This is a genomic window from Marinomonas rhizomae (genome assembly GCF_003315485.1).
Taxonomy (GTDB): Bacteria; Pseudomonadota; Gammaproteobacteria; order Pseudomonadales; family Marinomonadaceae; genus Marinomonas; species Marinomonas rhizomae.
In genome coordinates this window covers 116,507-133,433 of record NZ_QNSE01000005.1, presented here as the reverse complement: position 1 = coordinate 133,433, position 16,927 = coordinate 116,507, and the positions used below count along the sequence as shown (strand labels likewise).

Sequence of the window (16,927 nt, the reverse complement as noted above, 5' to 3'; positions counted from 1 at the left end):
GGGCAACGGCTAAAATTCTTTTTCTGATTCGCTTAATGTTAGGTTTTGCCGCGTTTAGATTGTAGGCGCCAATAGGCTTTGGTGTGGTTGTTCCTTCCCATTACTTGACGCTCATTGCGTAAGAAATGGCGAACTTGTTTGGCTGAGTCAGACTCAAAAGCGGCCCACACCGCATCAATATTAGTGATCTTATCCAGAGCCGATAAGACGCTTTCGCCTTGTTGTTGAGCGGGGCAAACGATGCGCTCTACTTGAGCGTCATGTGGAAAGTCTGTGTGGCTGAAATAAGCTTGTTCCGTTTCATTCTCACTGAGCAAAATGATGTAAGGGGCGATTGGGTTTTGCCATTGGTCTAAAATGCCGGCCAGTGCTGGGTAAGCGGTTTCATCTGCGATGAGTAACGTTTGCCCTTGATGCAAGTGCGGGTGTTTGTCTGTGGCTTCTGAGCGACTGGAAACGATATCGCCTTTACGGAGGCTTTTCGTCCATTGGCTACCTGGCGTGTTGCCATGGGTGAAAATATCAACATGAGCTTGATCGATAAAGTCAGATCCTTCAGATTGCCACGCTTTACGGAGTGTATAGAGACGTACGTCCTTGTTGGCACTCATCAAGAGTTTTTGACGATGCTTATTGGACAAGTGTTTCATGAGCCAGATAAAGGCACGATCAAATAGGTTTTTCTGCCATGATTTTTTGGCTTGTGGCGAGGTCGCTAATTCAGGCCGTTTTTGTAAACTTTTTAACACAAAAGCAAAAGCATGGCCTGGGTAATAATCCGGTAACGGCGTTGAAGATTGCAGCGTTAGTCGGGTGATATTTTGGGTGATATTCTGCGTGTTTATGACTTCAAAATAACGTTTTCCAGTGCCGCTAAAGTCACGACCTTGTTTCACGATTGCCGCATAAGCAAGGTATAAAATCTTATCTTCTAGGCTACCGTTAATGACAAAAGGCGCAAAAATGTCTTGCTGATTCTCTGATGTGCTGTTCTCTGATGGTTTGGCTTCTAATGTGTGAGCTTGAATCAACACCCCCTCTTCAAAGAGGTCCACTATCTTCGCTGACACTATTTTGAATGAGCCGACTAAATGGCTTTCTGCGATGGCCAATACTTCTTCGCTGTGGTCTTGATTAACGTGCTCAAGTATATCGAGTTTGTGGTCTGGGTCTTGAATGGGGGAACGTGATTCCATGTTACCTCTGGTGAGCTGATGGCTAAGGCTTTCAATAAGCATAGGGGCAAATTAAGCCCCTATGCTGAGTGACTGTATTAGTGTTAGTTTTGGTGTTAGAAAGAGCTACAAACGGTACAGGGCACTGATGCCAATCGTACGAGTTTGTCCTACAGTCGCGACAGTACCTTCACGATAATACACCACGTCTTCGTCTGTGAGGTTTTTAACATAGCCTGTTAACGTCAGATTTCCTAATAGATATTGAGCACGAGCATCAAGCACGGTGTGATTGCCAGCCTCATTTGCGTCGCTGTTATCAAGGGTGGAATAATATTGCCCAACATAATTTGCATCGGCGCCGAATGACCAATTGTCACCTAGGTATTGAGTGAAACCTAAGCCAATGTTTGTTTCTGGTGCCCCCGATAACTGGTTGCCTTCATTGGTATCATTGTTATCGATCTCGGAGCGCAATAAACCAACGGAACCGCGTAACTCAAAGTTGTTCGTCAACCAAGTGCTGGCTTCCAACTCGAAGCCATAAGTATGGGCCGCGTCGATATTTACAACGGAAAAGCCACTTGCGGCTTGATAATCCGTGTAGTCATTATAGAAAATATTCGCACTTAATCGTGTGCCGTTGGCAAAGACACTTTTGCTGCTAACTTCGTAAGCTGTGACGGCTTCACTGTCGAATTCATAAGCGTCATTGGTAGAAACATTGATGCCGGTGCCAGAAGGGCTATAGCCTTTGCGAATGCTGACGCCAAGCGTGGTAGCTTTTGATACCGCATGAGTGAGGCCGACTTTAGGAAGGTAATATGTCTGATCTAGGTCTTGGTCGACATCGCTGCGTCCAAAGAAAGAGCCAGTTTTATCAATGTCTTCGTGTTCGATGCGTAATCCTACACTGGCTTGCGTCAAATTAGATAGGGCATAACTTGTTTCGCCATAGGCAGCGGTGGTATTGGTTGTGTAGCTAGTGTCTATGTTTAAGGCGCCTTGTGTGGCATCAATCACAGAATCTTTGCTAGAAGCATAGAGCCCTAATACACCCGACCAGTCAGATTGTTGGCTATTAAAAATAACGCGGTTTTCTAACGAGGTAGTGTCTTGCTGAATGTCATATGTATTGGTGGCGGTTGCAACAGAATAGCCATCTGCGTATAGATCAGAATTACTATGACTGATGTGAAGTGAGTTGGTTAGGCCGCTACGGATTTGATAATCCACGTCCAGTGCAATGGACTTGTCTGTTGAATCTTGTTGGCGTGAGATGGTGCTACTGTTCAAGGTAAGCGTTTGGCTATCAATACCTTCTTCTGTATTACTGGCGAAGCGGATGTGTTCACCGTCGTTTTTATGATGGTTGACGGTCAATTTAGCAGAGAGCTCTGGAATACTAGCAGGCTGCCACAGTAGTTTGCCTCGAATATTAAGGCTCTCTGATTCGCTTAAGTTCGGCGTGTCATCATACCCATTGGTATCATAGTTCAGCCAGCCTTCTCCTTTGGTTTCATCGATGGCGATACGATACGCCAATTCATCTTCAATAATGGCACCAGAAGACATGGCCGCCACATTGTATTTTAGGTTGCCATTTTTGTAGCTTTCTAAACCCGCTTGAACCGCCGCTTCACTTTCAAACGTTGGATCATTGGTATTGATGACAAGGGCGCCGGCGATCGCACTCGCACCTTGTGCTGTGGATTGTGGTCCACGTAAGACTTCTACTTGTTGAGCGTCCCATAAACCGACAGGTGAAAAGTTGTATCCTGACCAGTCTTGAGACGTACCGTCAACTACGGTGGCCACTCGGGCACGAGACCCCGTTATCAATGCCAGACCACCGGTCGCAGCGCCACCGCCAGAAATGCCTCGAACGTTAATGTTACCAAAGGAGCCTGGAATGACATTCGGTGCTTGTGTCGCGATGTCTTTGGCTTGTTTTGTTTCGCCTGTTTCAAGTTCATCAGAGGTTATAACCGTGACCGCTGTGATGGTATCTTTCAAGCTCTTATCCATCTTTTCGCCTGTGATGACGATGGTATCGAGATCCACTTCAGCCGCGATTGTAGGCTGAACCATCATGGCGCTAATAACCGATATGGCGACTAAGGAGAGCTTGTAAGGGTTATAAGGTCGTATGTTTATTGTTTTCGACATTGAATGTTTTCCTTTTGTGAAATAGGGCTAACGAGTGGCATGACTGCATGGCGAAGAAGCCTGCATTGGACTTTCTTTTAGTAAGGGGCGAATAACGCAGGCGATCAGCAGCGTGATGACGGCCCCACCAGCGACAACACCGCTGTATTGCAAATGTTTTGCTAGAGCGAGACTGGCAGCGGAATAGGCGAAACCAAGCAATGAAGCCACGCTGAATTGAAGCGTGAAAAATGTCGCTTTCCTTAGCGTTAGGGCCGCTTTGTCCATCATGATGGTGGAAGAAACCACCAACATTGCAGGGAAACTGATGAAATGTAAGGTAATGGCAGCGTAAACCATGACCTTACTGGTCGCACCTAATGTTAGAAACAGCACAAAGATAAGGGAGGTGAATTGTATAAAGGTGACTGTGACAAGGGCATTGGTGCGGCCAATTTGATTGATCAGCGGCGTGGCGAGTAGAGCGGAAAACAACCCCACAATAGAACCGTATATCTTCATCACGAAGCCAATATCGTCAAGCGGCCAACCTTGATCAACCAGAAGTGGGTTTAATAAAGCGAATCCACAGGTCGAGCCAATAGGATAAAGTCCTAATATTAGAAACCAGCGTTTATGTTTAAGAATGAATTGCTTAATGTCTTTTAGAAGGTGATGAGTACTTTCGTTTTGTTGGGTTGGTTCAGCGGCATGGTCAGGCTCTTTGAAGAAAAGCATTTGCACAAGTGAAATGGCGGTCAAAGCGGCCAGCAACCATAAGGATCCTTGCCATTCTAACCAAGGGTAAAACATTAAGATTAAGCCACCGCCAATGATATTACCGAGTAAATTTCCTGAGAATTGAACGCTGTTAGCAAACTTGCGGGTGTTTGAATCAAACAATTTGCAGGAGAGCCCGTCAATCGATACATCTTGTATGCTCATGAAGAAAACATAACAAGCTAACACCAGCAGTATGCCGCTAAATTGTGTTTCGAAGTCTAAAGCCCCTGCTAGGATAAGCAGTAATGTCATTGCGCCTTGGGCGAGCACAAGCCAGCTTCTGTATCTACCTTGTAGATTTACTAAACATATATATCGTAAGTTTACGTGAAATTTGTCAATTATCGGGGCATAGAAAACCTTACCAGCCAGAGGCAGTACAGCGAGGTTCAATAGGGCTAATTGATCCAACGCTGCGCCCTGTTGACGAAGAATAGCAACGGCGGCGGAGAGAATGAAAGCGACGCCTATATATTGAGTTACGTAGGTGCTGGCTAACATGAACCAAGGGTATTGGCTGTTTTTCATGGTTGAATCCTAAGGGTGATCTTATGCAGATACTGGAGGCGCAACAGAGCGACCAAGCGGTATTTTGCATAAGGGGTTAAAAGTCGAAGTAAGCGTTTGAGGAAAAAGAAGCAAGCCAACTAAGACGTTTTAACGAGTCTATCGAGGAAATAGAAGGCGCTCTTTCGAAAGCAGACATGTTACTTTTGAAAACGGAAAAAATGGCTAAGCGGAATGTCGTATGAATAAGGCTTGGCGATACTCGCTTGGGGTGACACCCACTTCGCTCTTAAACAAGGTGGCAAAATGCGCTTGGCTTTTGAAGCCAATATCGTGAGCAATATCGGTAATAGGCTGACTGCTGGCGAGTCGTTTTTGAGCCGTCTCGATGCGAATTTTTCGAAGCCAGTCACGAAAACTCATGCCCAGTAATTGCTTGATATCCTGTTTGACATAGGTGCGATTGCTGCCGGCTAGGCGAGCAACCGCCGACAGAGGCCAATCTAGTTGTAAGTTCATTTGTACATGATTTAAGGCATAATTTAATTGATCAATTCGAATGTTCTGAGTGGCTTGGCTTTTTAAGCGATGCTGGTGAAGAAATAGAGCCAATACTTCTTGTGCTTTGGCTTTAATAAAAAGCTCTCGTTCAAACCCTTGTAACTCACAATCCCAAACGGCTTCACAGCATTGCAGTATGTCCACTGGAATTGGCCCCGCTTCTGCTAGTCGCACCTGGGGAACATTGTGCGGCACATTGGTGGTTAATTCAGGCAATATGCTCCTTTTTCCTAGGTGCTCCAAAGATAAGTGAATGGAGAAAGTTTGCCAGGTACTGTCACTTTGAAAGCTCATGTAAGAAGGGCATGATTCATCAACTAACGCTACCATGTAGTTGTGACTGTAATCCCTTTTTTTATCCATTCCTTTATTCAATGTTTGGCACTGACACTTACCTATCATAGAAATATACAGGCCGGGCTGGTGAACATTCACAATAGAAGTGTCTTCATCAAAATGATGGTTAACAGTACGAACCCAACTGGATGGGTCGAAATCTAAGTTAAATTGTTCAAACGTTGCGATTTGCTCAACAGAATGAAAAGACACGATGTTTTCTCCTAACGAAGTAGTGCTGGTAACAGCAGAAACAGATAACACTTATATTATTAATAATCATTATCAATTGCGAGGTTATTTTCTAAAATTCGCTACATTGAATAGGGTTCGAAGAATGACAACGCAGTGTTGTGTATTTAGAGCCGTTACATGCGTATTTATTGAATAATTACGACGTATGATGACCTAGGCTTAAATACTCAATGAAAATCAATACGTCACGCATTCATCAAAGTGAAGGGGAATCAAATGACATTGGCCGTCATGTTTAAAAAATTAACATTAGGAATAGTGGTTTTGGCAATGGTATCAACATCGGTTCAGGCGGTTGAAGTAATGAAAGACATACGCTACGGAGATCGGGAGCGAAATCAGTTAGACATCTATTTGCCTGACAATGTATCGAATCCGCCTGTTGTGGTTTTCATTCATGGTGGGCGATGGTTTCGCAATGACAAGTCCCAAATTGCGCTTTATGATCGGGTGAATCAATTGATGGAAGCTGGTATGGCCTTGGTGTCGATTAATTACACTTACAGCACGCAAGCCACTTGGCCAACGCAATTAGAGGACTTGAGAGCCGCATTCGACTTCGTCCGAAATAACGCGAAACAATACGGTTATGATGGTAGTAAGGTGGCTGTATGGGGGCAATCCTCAGGCGCTCATTTGGCGTTATGGTCAGGGTTTGATCAAGCGCAATCAGCAGCCACTCAACTTGACGCTGTGGTGTCATGGTATGCTCCTTCTGATTTGTATCATTTGGCAATAGACAGAAAGCAGGACGACGTAACGGATCGCAAGGCTATGGATGAAGAGCCGACACCGGAATCCATATTGGTGGGCGCGAAAGTGTCTGAGCATAAAGCATTAGCAGATGCGGCCAGCCCCCTGACGTTCCTACAAACCCTACCAGAGAATATTCGTATTCCAGCCACTTTACTGGTGCATGGTACGAGTGACTTTGTCGTCTCCCCTTTGCAATCTGAAAGACTGTATTCTGTTATGAAAGGTCGTTCAGGAGTGAAATCGGTTGAGCTTCGTTTTGTGGAAGGTGGTGGTCATGGTGGTGATAAGTTTAATGCCGAAGTGGCACCTGTAATCAATTTTCTAAAGCGCGCCTTTGCTAAATAAAGGCGCGTAGTGAGGTTTTGGGTTGTTCACTATACAACCCTCTTTTTGTCTAGCACCCATTTGCCTCACTTAAAAGATTGAGCATGCGAGGTGTTAGGCAATGCATTTACGAACAAGTTTACGGCGTAAAAAATGAATCGGAATGTTTCCGACGAGTGTTCCCAGCAAAATACAGAGTAAGGCAATGCTTAACCCTAAGGTCCATCTTTCCCCAAACATAGGCACGGCCAATACGCTTGCAAAGACTGGCACTAATGCCATCAGGCTACCCATTCTAGTCGCACCAATTAAATGAACAGCACGTCCATAACAGACCATTTGAACGGTAGTTGCCATCACGCCTTGATAGAACGCTTGTAGACCAATCATTTCCCACGAGGCCTGACTTATTTGGTGAGGGAGAAATAAGGCATAAATTGGTGTAAATAAGCCGGTTGTCACCGCAATAATCCCCAGTGTTGCCTGCCACGGTGCAAACTTCCATCGACGTAATAGTACGGTAAAAATGCCCCAGAATACGCATGCAAGGATGAAGCTGGCATCGCCTAGCCAATAAGATGTTCCTGACAGTAGAGTTTCAGATAGGAGTACGATAATACCCAGGCTACTGAGCAAAATTCCGAACCAAGCAAGGTTACTATGACGTTCATTCGCCAGAAAGTAAGCGAATACGGCAATCATGATTGGCATTAGGCCAGGCAGTAATAATGCGGCATGGGTCGCGGGCGCATGGTCAAAACCATTGAACACGGATAAAGCATATGCGAGCCCACCAATGCTGCCTAACACCAGCATACGCCATTGAAAAATGGTATGACGGTGCTGCCAAATAAAAGGGAAAAATAAGATAAAAGCAGTGCCGAATCGAACCATCATCATATCCGGTAAGGCCAATGCCGCCAGCGAACCCGCCTTCGAAACCAAGATAAAGCCTGTCCAAATCGCGACCGCGGCGAGCGCATAGCCAATGCCAGCAATAGATAGGGTGCTCGAGTGTGTATTGTTCATGTGGGTGCCTTTTTCTGTTTGTCTTTTAATCAGTTTAGGCTGTTTTTACTTTCATTAATAATGAATAATAAAGAACAAATCATTCATATTAATTGAATGTTATGGGCGGAGAAAGTAAGGCTCGGTTTGAATACTTCAGATTTAATTGTTTTTAAAGTTGTAGTGGAATGTGGAAGTGGTGAATAGTGGTCAAAATATATTTGAGCTGTAATTAAATTGGCATTTAATAAAAAAACATGTCATTTTATGTCCCCTTAAATTTTAAGGAAACATTTGTCTTATGAAAAAACTCACCGCCTCTTTACTTTTTGCGTTACCTTTATTGGGCAGTAATGCTGCCTTTTCAGCAGACCAAGACACTGTTTGTAAAGCGAAAGAATATAATATGGCACTGCGTTATCAGCAGCAGTCTGCCGAAGTTATGGCACTGCAGTTGCAGGCATACCAATTTGCCACGCAGCGCTTTATACAGATTTTGGCGAATCATAACTCAGATAAAAAACCCGCTGTTGTGTTAGATTTGGATGAAACAGTCATAGACAATACACCATTATTAGTTCGTGATGTAAATAATTGCCACGATTATACTTCTTGGGATACTTGGAGCGATTGGGAGAAAAAAGGCGAACCGACCTTAATTCCAGGCGCAAAAGATTTTATCGATTTTGTCACGCAGCAAGGCGTGAAAATCTACTATATCTCGGATCGTTTTCAAGAGAACAAAGCCGACACACTTAAGACACTGAAAAAGCTGAATGTTGCTCAAGTAAGCAGTGACAATGTGTTGCTTTATACCGAGTCGAAAGAGTCTCGCCGTGAGATTGCCCGTAAAAACCATGATATTATTATGTTAATTGGTGACAGCCTGCATGATTTTGCTGCTGAATTTAAAAACAAAGAATCGACAGAGTATCAGCGTGGTCTAGTTGCCAAAGAAGCCAAGCATTTTGGTAACAATTGGATTGTTATGCCTAATGCTTCATATGGTTCTTGGTCGAAGTCAGAGCTACAAGCATGGAATGAAAAAGCCGCAAAATAATGCGGTTTTAAATTTTGAAAAGCCAATACAGATCGACGTTTGTATTGGCTTTATCGAATTCGTCTTTTAGTAATGGTAACGGCAATGAACAATATACGGCGTCTTCTTATTTTTTTACTGCCAATAAAGATAATCTTTCCATACATTTTCAGCCCAAGATAAAATCATTCCTCAATCCGTTCTCTTATCTGTGTTTTGCCTGCTTCTACTTCTACAATGGCTTCGTTTAAACGAGAAGCGTTTCTTGGACTAGCCATCAAATAGGCCGTTTCTTCATACGCTTGAAAATCTTCCAAACTAATAAGTACAGCCGGTTTACCGCCCTGACGAGTAATGAGAGCAGGCTTATGATCGTCATTTACTTTATCAAATGTGCTAGCAAGGTTTGCTCTAAAAGTTGAGTAACTTAGCGTATACATATTTTACTCCTGCAAGTAAGTGCTTGAAATTGTACTTGTACTGGTTTTTATACGTAATGTTTTAATTGTTTGTTTCTATCTTGTTTGCATAGTTTTGAGCATAAAAAAACGCCCTTTGCGAAGTGCAAAGGGCGTATCAAGGTCTGAATGAATAGCCACTGAATAGAAAGAAGGGGTCTCCAATTCAGCGTGTGTCTTACCTAATCGGCTATTGGCGGATTAGGTAATCAAATGCACCGAGGGCAGCCGTTGCACCTGAACCCATTGAGATGATGATTTGTTTGTATGGTGCGGTGGTCACATCCCCTGCGGCAAAAACGCCCGGTAATGAGGTTTCACCATGTCCGTTCACCACAATTTCTCCGCGGTTGGTCAGTTCTAGTGTGTCTTTTAGGAATTCACTGTTTGGTACCAAGCCGATTTGTACAAAGATACCAGCGACATCAACAAGATGTGACTCATCTGTTTTACGATCTGTGTACTTCAAGCCAATGACACGTTCGCCATCGCCCAATACTTCAGTTGTCATGGCATTCTTAATAATGGATACGTTTGGCAACGATTCTGCTTTTTTCACCAATACGTCGTCTGCACGTAGGGTGTCACCAAATTCAAGAACCGTTACATGTTCAACGATACCAGCAAGGTCAATGGCGGCTTCAATACCCGAGTTACCACCACCAATGACGGCTGTTTTCTTACCTTTAAACAATGGGCCATCACAGTGTGGGCAGTAGGCTACGCCTTTACCACGGTATTCTTGTTCGCCTGGTACGTTCATTTCTCTCCAACGAGCGCCAGTGGCTAATACCACGGTTTTACTTTTAAGAATGGCACCATTTTCCAGTTCTACTTCGACAAATTCTTTCTTTTCTAGACGAACCGCTTTTTGGGTTTTCATTAGATCAACATCGTAATCTAAAACGTGCTGTTCTAAGCCTGCGACCAATTTAGGGCCGTCTGTTGCTTTGACGGAAATAAAGTTTTCAATCGCCATGGTGTCACTGACTTGTCCGCCAAAACGTTCTGCTACGATGCCGGTACGAATGCCTTTACGAGCAGAGTAGATTGCTGCTGCCGCGCCTGCTGGCCCGCCACCAACGACCAAGACGTCGTAAGCTTCTTTTTCGGATAATGCCGCCGCTTGTTTATCGGACGCACCTGTGTCGACCTTGTTCAATATTTCATCCAGCGTCATACGACCTTGACCAAAGTGTTCGCCATTTAGGTAAACAGAAGGAACAGCCATGATGTTGCGCTCTTCTACTTCGCTTTGGAAAAGTGCGCCGTCGATCATGGTCGCTGTTACTTTCGGGTTGAGTACGGCCATTAGGTTAACGGCTTGTACGACGTCTGGGCAGTTGTGGCAAGAGAGGGAAATGTACACCTCGAAGTTAAGTTCGCTGTCCAAACCTTTAATTTGCTCTAGTATTTCTGGCGCCGCTTTTGAAGGGTGGCCACCGGCTTGTAATAAGGCAAGTACTAGAGACGTAAATTCGTGTCCCATCGGAATCCCCGCAAAGCGAACACGAGGCGCTTCGCCTTTCGGACCAATGGCCATTTGTGGTGCACGACCAGATGGATTTTCATCTGTGATCAAGGTGATTTTCGTGCTGTTTAGGGACTCAATGTCTTGCGCAAGTGCAAGCAGTTCAGCCGATTTGTCATTGCCATTAGTGGACACAGTAACCTCAATCGGATTAACGATATTTTTAAGGTAGGTGCCCAATTGTTGTTTCATATTTGCGTCTAACATAGTGTCTAATCCGTTTAAAATTGAGAGTTACCATAAATTTCGGGCGAAAAAAGTCATACCTAGCAAGCGTGGCTTGAAGATTGAGTACCGAAATTTGAATTATTGAGGGCTGTTGTCCAAGAGTTGGCGAAAGCCCGAAGTTGGGTGCGGCGCACCCAACTGCAGGGAAGTCGTCTTAGATTTTGCCGACTAGATCTAGAGAAGGAGCAAGAGTCGCTTCACCTTCTTTCCATTTCGCTGGGCAAACTTCACCTGGGTGAGCTGCAACGTATTGTGCCGCTTTCACTTTGCGAAGTAGGTCTTCAGCGTCACGACCGATACCTTCTGCCGTGATTTCCATTGCTTGGATAGTACCTTCTGGATCGATTAGGAAAGTAGCACGATCTGCAAGGCCTTGACCTTCACGCATTACGTTGAAGTTGTTAGTGATGTTGCCAGTTTGGTCACCAACCATGAAGTAGTTGATTTTACCAATGGTGTCAGAGCTGTCGTGCCAAGCTTTGTGAGTGAAGTGAGTGTCTGTTGACACAGAAAATACTTCAACGCCGCGAGATTGTAGCTCTTCGTATTTATCTGCTACGTCACCAAGCTCAGTTGGGCAAACGAAAGTGAAGTCAGCAGGGTAGAAGAAGAACACGGCCCATTTGCCTAGTACGTCTTTTTCAGAGATTTCTACGAATTCGCCGTTTTTAAAAGCAGTTGCATTAAAGGGTTTGATTTGAGTGTTGATCATTGTGTATCTCCTAATAAGTGTTTGCGTTACCAACGAGATACATAATAGAAGACATCCAGAAATTAATAAAATTGTTATTATCTAGTGTGCTAATTTAAAAAAACTATAACCGAGTGGGTCAGATGGTTCATCTGGGTACAAGGCTCGGATTTCAACAATGTGTGGCATGAGCTTAATGGCCAAGTCGGCTAAGCCAGGATCGAAGTGTTTGCCTTTTTGTTCGTCTACATACTCGATAGTTTGTTCAGTAGTCCAAGGCTCCTTATAAGGTCGTTTGGACATCAAGGCATCAATCACATCGGCGATTGCCACTATGCGGCCTTCTAATGGAATTTGATCTGCCATCAAGTTGTTCGGGTAACCACTGCCATCCCATTTTTCATGATGTGTTAACGAAATCACACTGGCCATCAGTAGCAAGGGGTCATCGTCAGATTCAAGAATCTGCGCACCGATAAGAGGGTGATGTTTCATCTGAACCCATTCCTCAGGCGTGAGTTTGCCTGGTTTGCGAAGAATGTCGTCAGAAATCCCAATTTTACCAACATCATGCATAGGCGCGGCTTGAAAAATGCGTTCTACCCAAGCCTGATCATTGACGATGTGTTCGGCCAATAGGCGTGTGATGTGACTCATTCTGATAACATGCGCGCCGGTTTCATTGTCTTTATATTCAACCGCTCTACCAAGATGTTGAATGATACGTATTTTGCTGTCTTGCAGCGCTTGGGTGCGTTCTTGAACCTGTTTGAATAGTTGTTGATTTTGATTGTGTAAGGCTAAATGAGTGCGTACACGGGCGCGTACTAATCTGGGAGTAAAAGGTTTGGTAATATAATCCACAGCTCCTAGATCGAAGCCGTATTCTTCATCCCCAGCGTCATGTTTGGCGGTCACAAAAATGACTGGGATGTGAGCGGTTGTTGGGTCCGCTTTTAAGCGTGAACAAACTTCGTAACCATCCATTTCAGGCATCATTACATCAAGTAAAATAAGGTCTGGCTTTGGCATGTCTTTATCTTGTGCGATGGCCAAGGCACGTGCACCGCTAAGGGCGACTTTTAATTGGTAGTCGTCACGGAGAGAGGCGGCCAATAGATCGATATTTTCCGGTGTGTCATCAACCAGCAAGATGCTTGCTTGCTGTGTGTCATCGACGGGATAAAGGTTGCTGATATTGGTCATAATCTAACTCGCTAAGATTGAATCTTTTTGTCTAAATTGTCGATGCAAGCTAAGGCGCTATCAAAGTCATAATAGGTTACAGCATCACAAATTAATTTGAATAAGGCTTTTTCATCGGCCTTGTTAAAGTAAGGGGCAAGCTTCAGTGCAAGATCTTGTGCTTGTATTGAGTTTTGCTCCAAGTAATGGCGCAGCTCTCTGAGTTGCTGTTGTTTTTCTTCGACGTTTAAGGCTTTTTCCTCATGTTGAAGGTCGATGTCTTTTGGCAATTTTGATTGCCACAGCATCAATCCACTGAGGATGGTTTCGAGTTCGAATGCCAGCTCGGCTTTGGCGTCTTGTTGTAAGCAATCTGCCTCTAACTTGGCGGCTATCCTGCTCAGGCTGGTCATGCCAAGTGTGGCGGCAATCGATTTTAAGGTGTGGCTCAAACGAGTCGCATCGTCCCATTCTTGTCTTACCAAATGTTGTTCGAATTCCGTGATAAAGGTTTGGTATTTTTCAAGGAAACGGGTCAACATTTTGCAATAGAGGGCTTCTGTGTGAGCATGCTTTAGACCTTGTTTAATGTTGATGTTCGGCAGGTGAGGCAAGGCCAAGTTTGGTAATAAATTTACTTCTTCATCAACAGGTAAATCGGTCGACGAGGTGTGCGCTGATGGCGATGTCGCCTCAGGCAACCATGTGGACATAGTCGAAAACATATTGTGGATGTTAATGGGCTTAGCAATATGATCGTTCATGCCAGCTTCCATGGCTCTTTGAATGTCATGAGTTAATACGTTGGCGGTCAGAGCAATGATAGGCAAATCTGCAAATTTTGCTTGTTGGCGAATGAGACGCGTTGCTTGATAGCCATCCATTACTGGCATCTGGCAATCCATTAGCACCAGATCAAAGATTTGACGGTCAACCAGCTCTAGGGCCTCTTGACCATTCATTGCCACGCTCAGTTCGACTTTTTGTTGGTTCAATAACTCTTCTGCCAACTCTCGGTTGATCTCGTTATCTTCTACTAACAGAACACGCGCACCCTGTAGGTTCAAATACTGCGCTGGTTGCTCGCTTGGTAAGACTTGCTTGGTGATCACCGTTTGATCCATACGATGAGACGACATGATGGCATCAAATAAACTCGATAGAGTCACTGGCTTGGTCAAGTAGCCTGCGATGTTCAAATCACTGGAAGCTTGTCTTACCGTGGCTAGGCTGTGCGCCGTCACCATGATCATAGTCGGCAGCGTATTGGCGGACTGATCTAGTATGTGGCGACAGGTTTCGATGCCATCCATTCTAGGCATTTGCCAATCTACCAAAATAAGCTGGTAATCATTGCCTTCTGATTTCGCTCGTTGCACTCTTTCAAGGGCTTCAAAGCCATCTTTTGCAGAATCACAACACAGCCCCAAGGCTTTGACGTTCGAACTGAGTATTTCTCGTGCGGCGTCATTATCATCCACTACTAAAACGCGTTGGATGCTTGGCATGTGCGTCACATCACCCTTTTGGCTTATGGCATCGGATGTGGACAGTTGAATGGTGAAGTGGAACGTACTGCCGAGATGTTCCTCACTTTCCACCCAGATTTCGCCGCCCATGAGCTCCGACAATTGCTTTGAAATGGCCAGCCCTAAGCCGGTTCCGCCAAAACGTCGAGTCGTTGACGAATCCGCTTGCGAAAAGGAGCGAAAAAGATGCTTTTTACTCTCTTCGCTAATGCCGATGCCGGTATCTTGGACGGAAAAATGCAACTCTATCTCTTGATCATTGAGGACCTGGTTTAATTCAACATGGATAATGACTTCGCCACTGTTGGTGAATTTGACCGCATTGTTGCCTAAATTAAGTAGGATTTGTCTGAGGCGTAAGGCGTCTCCAACAAAGTGATTCGGTAACTCTGGTGAGACATTAAAGATGAGCTCAAGACCCTTGTCCTCGATTTTTAACGCCAAAATATTGGCCACATCCGACAACACATCTTGCAGGTGGAAAGGGTGCTTTTCGATTTCTACTTTACCAGCTTCAATTTTTGAAAAATCTAAGATGTCGTTAATGATGCCGAGTAGTGATTCTGCAGACCCCAAGACCTTTTGAATGTAGTTTTGAGGTTTCTCATCAAGCCCTGTTTGTAACGCCAGATGAGACATGCCGATAATGGAGTTCATTGGTGTACGAATTTCATGACTCATGTTGGCTAGAAAGTCACTTTTTGCTTGGTTGGCTTTTTCGGCGATGTCTTTCGCTTGTTTCAGCTCAAAGGTTTGCTCTTCAATCTCGTGTTCCAATTGCTCTTTGTAAGACTCTAAAGAGCGCTGGGTTTGTTGACGTTTGGTGATGTCTCGCCACGTGCAAATGATGGCTTTCTGATCTTGGTATGAGACCGACAGTAAGGTCATGTCTGCGTATATCGGCTGTGCTTTATCACCTTTGAAAAGCCATTCAGCCTGTGCTTGACCTGTTGCTTTAACGGTTTTGATCAGTGTCTCAAGTTCCCCTGCCGAATGTTTTCCATTGGCTTGAAGGGTTGGCGTGAGATGGATGAATGAACGTTGCTTGAGATCACTGCAAATATGGCCTAATTTGCTACAAGCTGCTTTATTACACTCTACTATTTTTTCGTTCACCATGATCCAAGCGGGATCGGGAGAGGACTCAAACATAGAGCGAAAACGGTCTTCGCTTTCTACGATGTGTTTCAGCTGACGAGACAGTTTCTTTGAAATGGCCCACGCTAATAAAAGCGTGATCAAAATCGTTCCCACGCTGATAAGACCAGATTGCACGCTAACGGCTTGCAGTTCGTCCCCAATCCGTTTTTCAAATGAATGAGATTCTTTTTGTACCAAAACATTGATCTGATCAAGATAAGACTCAATGGGTAAAAACGTATTGTCCAGCACTTGACCGAGAACGTCAGCTTCGCTGGTGAGCGCGATGTTTTTTTGTAGGTCACTCAGCAGCGCGGTTTGTGCTTGAAGTACCGTTTGTATGCTGTCTGAACGTGGCTGTTCATTGCTATAGAGAATGGTTTGCAGATCACTTAGCTGTCGTTCAATACTGGATGCATAAGCAGGGTAAGCAGAACGAATTACCTCAATAGCCTCTTCCAAAAGCACAATAGACGGGGTCAAGGTGTTATTGATGACGTCGTTTAACTCGTTAATGTTATTGACATAAAATAGTGAAAATAAAGCACTATCAAGGGCGATTACATCTTCGATTATGGTTGTTAGCGCGTTATCTAGATGGGTGTCTCTCAAACTTATATAGTATTCAAGAAGATTGGATTGGTTGCCCTCTTGCTGATCGTTGTATTCGTATAGGGTGCGATTTTCCTGTTGGCGATAGCGACTGTTTAAGGCGTTTGCTAGGCTGCGCAGGGCTTCGACTTTCAATTGAGCTTGTTCGATGCGTTGGTTCAAATCAGACTGTGCAACAAATTCCGCTTTGCGTTCATGCCAGTGTTCGATGCGATTAAAAATACTCTCAATTGCCATGCCTTGTTGTTTGAGAAGGTCTGCCAAAGCCAACAGTTCTACTTGCTGTTCTGAACTGTTCTGTAAGTTGGTCGCCGCTTTTTGGTACTGTTTTAGCCACGCTTCTGACTCCAGATCATGGTTGTGATCACTTTCCGTCAAATGTTGGTGCATGGTGTTGTGCTGAGCGGGAACGATTTCACGCAGTTGAACCGTGTTGCGCAACATGGCATTTTGTTGCTCAACCAACTGTTGCTGTTGGATGCGTAGATTTTGAATGGTGTCGAGCAAAATGGCCGCACCAATGAGAGTTGCAAACAGCACCACGCCTGCCATGACCCAGACAAGTAGAAAAGTAGTATTGTTGAAACGGTTAAATTTACGCATTAGGTCCCTGTTTTTAATAGCATGTAACGGTTTGAGCAGATAATTTTGGATCATCACA

General features: G+C 44.5%; 12 protein-coding genes. 2 read left to right on the top strand and 10 right to left on the bottom strand.

The genetic code is table 11. The annotated features are described in order from the left end of the window. Positions 1-38 precede the first annotated feature (38 nt). The 4 genes from DFP80_RS07430 to DFP80_RS07415 form a co-directional block, all read right to left on the bottom strand. Positions 39-1,196, bottom strand: coding sequence for a siderophore-interacting protein (locus DFP80_RS07430; protein ID WP_113916336.1), 1,158 nt, complete (start codon positions 1,194-1,196; stop codon positions 39-41). 105 nt (positions 1,197-1,301) lie between these two features. Further along, a complete protein-coding gene (locus DFP80_RS07425) occupies positions 1,302-3,344 on the bottom strand; it encodes a TonB-dependent receptor (protein WP_113916173.1) in 2,043 nt (680 codons plus the stop codon). Between the two features lie 27 nt (positions 3,345-3,371). After that, positions 3,372-4,634, bottom strand: a complete 1,263-nt coding sequence (locus DFP80_RS07420) for an MFS transporter (protein WP_113916172.1) — start codon at positions 4,632-4,634, stop codon at positions 3,372-3,374. 204 nt (positions 4,635-4,838) lie between these two features. Beyond that, positions 4,839-5,723 carry a helix-turn-helix domain-containing protein gene (locus DFP80_RS07415; protein ID WP_113916171.1) on the bottom strand — a complete coding sequence of 295 codons (885 nt, stop codon included), beginning with the start codon at positions 5,721-5,723 and terminating at the stop codon, positions 4,839-4,841. Between the two features lie 258 nt (positions 5,724-5,981). Here DFP80_RS07415 and DFP80_RS07410 point away from each other — a divergent pair, with 258 nt between their 5' ends. Then, positions 5,982-6,866: an alpha/beta hydrolase gene (locus DFP80_RS07410; protein WP_113916170.1), complete on the top strand. Its 885-nt coding sequence runs from the start codon at positions 5,982-5,984 to the stop codon at positions 6,864-6,866. A gap of 93 nt (positions 6,867-6,959) precedes the next feature. Here DFP80_RS07410 and DFP80_RS07405 read toward each other — a convergent pair whose 3' ends face one another. Then, on the bottom strand, positions 6,960-7,874 hold the full coding sequence (locus tag DFP80_RS07405) for a DMT family transporter (protein ID WP_113916169.1): 915 nt from the start codon (positions 7,872-7,874) through the stop codon (positions 6,960-6,962). A gap of 280 nt (positions 7,875-8,154) precedes the next feature. Here DFP80_RS07405 and DFP80_RS07400 point away from each other — a divergent pair, with 280 nt between their 5' ends. Further along, the gene (locus DFP80_RS07400) at positions 8,155-8,913 is read left to right on the top strand and encodes a 5'-nucleotidase, lipoprotein e(P4) family (RefSeq protein WP_113916168.1); all 759 of its coding nucleotides are present in this window, start codon (positions 8,155-8,157) and stop codon (positions 8,911-8,913) included. Between the two features lie 164 nt (positions 8,914-9,077). Here DFP80_RS07400 and DFP80_RS07395 read toward each other — a convergent pair whose 3' ends face one another. From DFP80_RS07395 to DFP80_RS07375, 5 genes are all read right to left on the bottom strand, one after another. Beyond that, positions 9,078-9,332: a type II toxin-antitoxin system Phd/YefM family antitoxin gene (locus tag DFP80_RS07395; protein WP_113916167.1), complete on the bottom strand. Its 255-nt coding sequence runs from the start codon at positions 9,330-9,332 to the stop codon at positions 9,078-9,080. 208 nt (positions 9,333-9,540) lie between these two features. After that, positions 9,541-11,088, bottom strand: a complete 1,548-nt coding sequence (gene ahpF, locus DFP80_RS07390) for an alkyl hydroperoxide reductase subunit F (protein WP_113916166.1) — start codon at positions 11,086-11,088, stop codon at positions 9,541-9,543. Positions 11,089-11,263: 175 nt separating this feature from the next. Next, complete coding sequence (gene ahpC, locus DFP80_RS07385) at positions 11,264-11,821, bottom strand: alkyl hydroperoxide reductase subunit C (RefSeq protein WP_113916165.1); 558 nt, start codon at positions 11,819-11,821, stop codon at positions 11,264-11,266. 81 nt (positions 11,822-11,902) lie between these two features. After that, positions 11,903-13,006, bottom strand: coding sequence for a response regulator (locus DFP80_RS07380; protein WP_113916164.1), 1,104 nt, complete (start codon positions 13,004-13,006; stop codon positions 11,903-11,905). Positions 13,007-13,017: 11 nt separating this feature from the next. Next, positions 13,018-16,869, bottom strand: a complete 3,852-nt coding sequence (locus tag DFP80_RS07375; RefSeq protein WP_158601361.1) for a hybrid sensor histidine kinase/response regulator — start codon at positions 16,867-16,869, stop codon at positions 13,018-13,020. Positions 16,870-16,927 lie beyond the last annotated feature (58 nt).

Bases quoted from the DNA above. Each gene is read 5' to 3' on its own strand.
- DFP80_RS07395 (WP_113916167.1), bottom strand. From the start codon at position 9,332: ATGTATACGCTAAGTTACTCAACTTTTAGAGCAAACCTTGCTAGCACA.
- DFP80_RS07425 (WP_113916173.1), bottom strand. From the start codon at position 3,344: ATGTCGAAAACAATAAACATACGACCTTATAACCCTTACAAGCTCTCC.
- DFP80_RS07400 (WP_113916168.1), top strand. From the start codon at position 8,155: ATGAAAAAACTCACCGCCTCTTTACTTTTTGCGTTACCTTTATTGGGC.
- DFP80_RS07405 (WP_113916169.1), bottom strand. From the start codon at position 7,874: ATGAACAATACACACTCGAGCACCCTATCTATTGCTGGCATTGGCTAT.
- DFP80_RS07420 (WP_113916172.1), bottom strand. From the start codon at position 4,634: ATGAAAAACAGCCAATACCCTTGGTTCATGTTAGCCAGCACCTACGTA.
- DFP80_RS07375 (WP_158601361.1), bottom strand. From the start codon at position 16,869: ATGCGTAAATTTAACCGTTTCAACAATACTACTTTTCTACTTGTCTGG.
- ahpF (WP_113916166.1), bottom strand. From the start codon at position 11,088: ATGTTAGACGCAAATATGAAACAACAATTGGGCACCTACCTTAAAAAT.
- DFP80_RS07380 (WP_113916164.1), bottom strand. From the start codon at position 13,006: ATGACCAATATCAGCAACCTTTATCCCGTCGATGACACACAGCAAGCA.
- DFP80_RS07430 (WP_113916336.1), bottom strand. From the start codon at position 1,196: ATGGAATCACGTTCCCCCATTCAAGACCCAGACCACAAACTCGATATA.
- ahpC (WP_113916165.1), bottom strand. From the start codon at position 11,821: ATGATCAACACTCAAATCAAACCCTTTAATGCAACTGCTTTTAAAAAC.
- DFP80_RS07410 (WP_113916170.1), top strand. From the start codon at position 5,982: ATGACATTGGCCGTCATGTTTAAAAAATTAACATTAGGAATAGTGGTT.